Raw genomic sequence first — 2501 nt, 5'->3', positions numbered from 1 at the left:
CAAGTGGTCTATCTTAATTGGTGAACGTTGATCTATCTTATTTGGGAGAAAGTGATCTATTCTACTTGACGGTTACAGCAACACTTATTATTTTATTAATACTTTATTTTTAGCATGTTATTATTAAGAAGAATTGGGATAATTAAGAAGGGAGAAATTTTATTTGAGTGATTATAAATACCAAATTGAAAACAGTATATTCATGGAAGCTTCTTATTCTCGAATCGTACAACAAGAGGATTTCAGAAATGAGATTATAAACAAAAAGATAACTAATGAAAGATGTCATATTTATGTGGTTTGCTCTAGACCTAGAATAACTTTTGATCCTGATTCAATTACTATTGATGAAGATTATATACAAGGGCGTTTTAGAATAAATAGAGGTGAGACTTATGAATTCCAAAATTTTAAACAACCTAACCCTCCTGAACTACAAATTACTGACTATACTTTAAATTATCCATACAGAGAGATAGGTTTTTTAAATAAAGATGGTGTAGTAGTATCGGGTGGTAAAGTTCCATATTTATTTCCACTTTTGATAGAGAACTATAACAATTGTTTAGATTTAAAAGTTCTCTATGTTGGCCAAGCATACGGTACAAATGGTCAACGAATAGCAGTAGATAGATTGATTTCTCATTCTACTTTACAAGAGATTTATTCTGATATGTCGTCTAATTCTCCACATGAAGAAGTTTGGCTGGTGCTTCTAGATTTTAGTAACTACTCAGTTACGATGGCTGGTGGAGACTTAGCAAATGCTACTAATAGTAGAGAAGATTCTCTTGAACACTTTATGAGATTTTTTACTGGAACAATTCCTAATGACCAACAAGTTACTTTTACCGAAGCAGCTTTAATAAAATATTTTGAACCTCATTATAATACAGAATATAAAACCAGTTTTCCTTCTTCTTCTCATGCTAGTTATAGTCACTGTTATGAATTAGACATAAATTCAATAGGTATTCATTTAGATACCCAAGTGTTAGCTACTCGTTTATATTCTGAAACTGTCGCACCTTCATTTCGTCATGATAAAATCTTTCCTCTTCATTCGCCTGAAGAAAGAAGAAGCATGTTTGAATGGCTTATTGATTTATAGTGGGATCACAAAGGTAAAAGCACCTATAAATCCTTTCACTAATACGTACCCCACAACAGCAAATACAGCTAGTGGCAAAACAAAACGAACAAACAGGCCGATCATAGCTAAAAAGATATATACAAATACTAAACCAATGATAAAGGCTAGTAATAATTCCATTTTTCACCCTCCCCATCAAACAGATTGAACTTGTTCTGCGTTTTTCCTGTTTTTCTTGATACGCTGGACAGTAGATCGACTAGCCTTTGTCTTTTGAGATATTTCTTGAATGGTTAGACCCTGATCGAGCATTTGAATAATAGCATAGTAAACACCACTTTTTGTTCCATTAGGGCTATAAACAGGTGGCTTTCCTTTATACTTTCCTTGTTTCAAAGCAACATCAATACCCTGCATTTGAGCGTATTTTCGGTTTTTCCATTCTTCTTCTGCAAAATGCGTTACAATCTCAATAATCAAATTAAAAACCAATTTCTCCATATTAGGCATATCCGCGAATTTTCTTGTATCAATCATCGACATGTTTCGACAAACAAAATAAATATCTTTATCCATCAGATCATGCAATTCCTCTTTCATCATATCTTTATTTCGCCCTAATCGACTGAGATCGTGAACGAACAGCGTGTCACCTTTACGGATAAACTCTTTCATTTTCATGTACTCCGTACGTTGAAAATTTGTCCCCGTAGCTTTATCTATAAAAATTTCTTCGCAACCTGCTTCTTTTAGAGAAGTAAGTTGTGGATCCAAATTTTGTTCTTTGGTACTTACTCGGGCATAACCAATATTCATTATAACCACACTCATTTTTTATAATTTTTCGTGTCCTGGCTGTTCATGGTGTTTTTGATTGAAAAAAAGGCTCCGAGAATCGCTCTGTGTTACATTGAAAAACAAATTCACGGGCAATGACCTTCTCAATGCAACTGAGAGCTTTTCTGATTAACCATTTTAACAGATAATAACAAGCATAACGATCTGTACAGCATAAGAAACCATTCCACCGATAAATAAACCAAAAAAGATACTTGTTCGCACACTTGATTGCTGATCGAGACTTTTAATATTTCTCATAAGGTAAAATAGTCTTTTAGGATTAATAGCTGCATAAGGAAACGTTGGAAAGGAACCAGCTATATCTTCGTACCTTTTAATTAAATGATGAACACCTATAAAAACAGCAATCATAATGAGAATAAAAATACTCGTATAAATCAGGAACTCCCATACCATTTAAACCCACCTATTTATGAATAACTCTAATGACACATAAAACTTAAAAGAAAAAGCCCTGATATAAAGGGCTTTCAGACTGTCGACAATGGCTCTAATTTTAGAGCGTGTCGGCAGTTTTTTATGCTATGATAAAAAGAAATAGCCTGGA

Annotated in this window: 4 protein-coding genes; 1 reads left to right on the top strand and 3 read right to left on the bottom strand. The window is 33.3% G+C overall.

Annotation, left to right across the window (positions count from 1 at the left end):
- The first annotated feature begins 163 nt into the window (after positions 1 to 163).
- Positions 164 to 1111, top strand: coding sequence for a hypothetical protein (locus tag ACTRXG_RS16770; protein WP_474286053.1), 948 nt, complete (start codon positions 164 to 166; stop codon positions 1109 to 1111).
- Here the strand turns inward: ACTRXG_RS16770 and ACTRXG_RS16765 are convergent.
- The 3 genes from ACTRXG_RS16765 to ACTRXG_RS16755 all read right to left on the bottom strand — a co-directional run bounded on the left by ACTRXG_RS16765 (position 1106) and on the right by ACTRXG_RS16755 (position 2350).
- A complete protein-coding gene (locus ACTRXG_RS16765) occupies positions 1106 to 1273 on the bottom strand; it encodes a hypothetical protein (RefSeq protein WP_474286051.1) in 168 nt (55 codons plus the stop codon). The two genes, ACTRXG_RS16770 and ACTRXG_RS16765, sit on opposite strands and share 6 nt — an antisense overlap.
- Positions 1274 to 1288: 15 nt before the next feature.
- Positions 1289 to 1909, bottom strand: a complete 621-nt coding sequence (locus ACTRXG_RS16760; RefSeq protein WP_474286050.1) for a recombinase family protein — start codon at positions 1907 to 1909, stop codon at positions 1289 to 1291.
- Positions 1910 to 2068: 159 nt separating this feature from the next.
- Complete coding sequence (locus ACTRXG_RS16755) at positions 2069 to 2350, bottom strand: hypothetical protein (RefSeq protein ID WP_474286049.1); 282 nt, start codon at positions 2348 to 2350, stop codon at positions 2069 to 2071.
- Positions 2351 to 2501: the final 151 nt, after the last annotated feature.

The organism is Marinococcus sp. LNSP9103-4 (genome assembly GCF_056034345.1).
Note: the sequence above shows the minus strand (reverse complement) of the source record. Positions and strands in the feature narration are given on the sequence as shown.

What these genes read in the sequence shown, in the direction of transcription:
- ACTRXG_RS16755 (WP_474286049.1), bottom strand. Translation starts at nt 2,350, where the DNA reads ATGGTATGGGAGTTCCTGATTTATACGAGTATTTTTATTCTCATTATG.
- ACTRXG_RS16760 (WP_474286050.1), bottom strand. Translation starts at nt 1,909, where the DNA reads ATGAATATTGGTTATGCCCGAGTAAGTACCAAAGAACAAAATTTGGAT.
- ACTRXG_RS16765 (WP_474286051.1), bottom strand. Translation starts at nt 1,273, where the DNA reads ATGGAATTATTACTAGCCTTTATCATTGGTTTAGTATTTGTATATATC.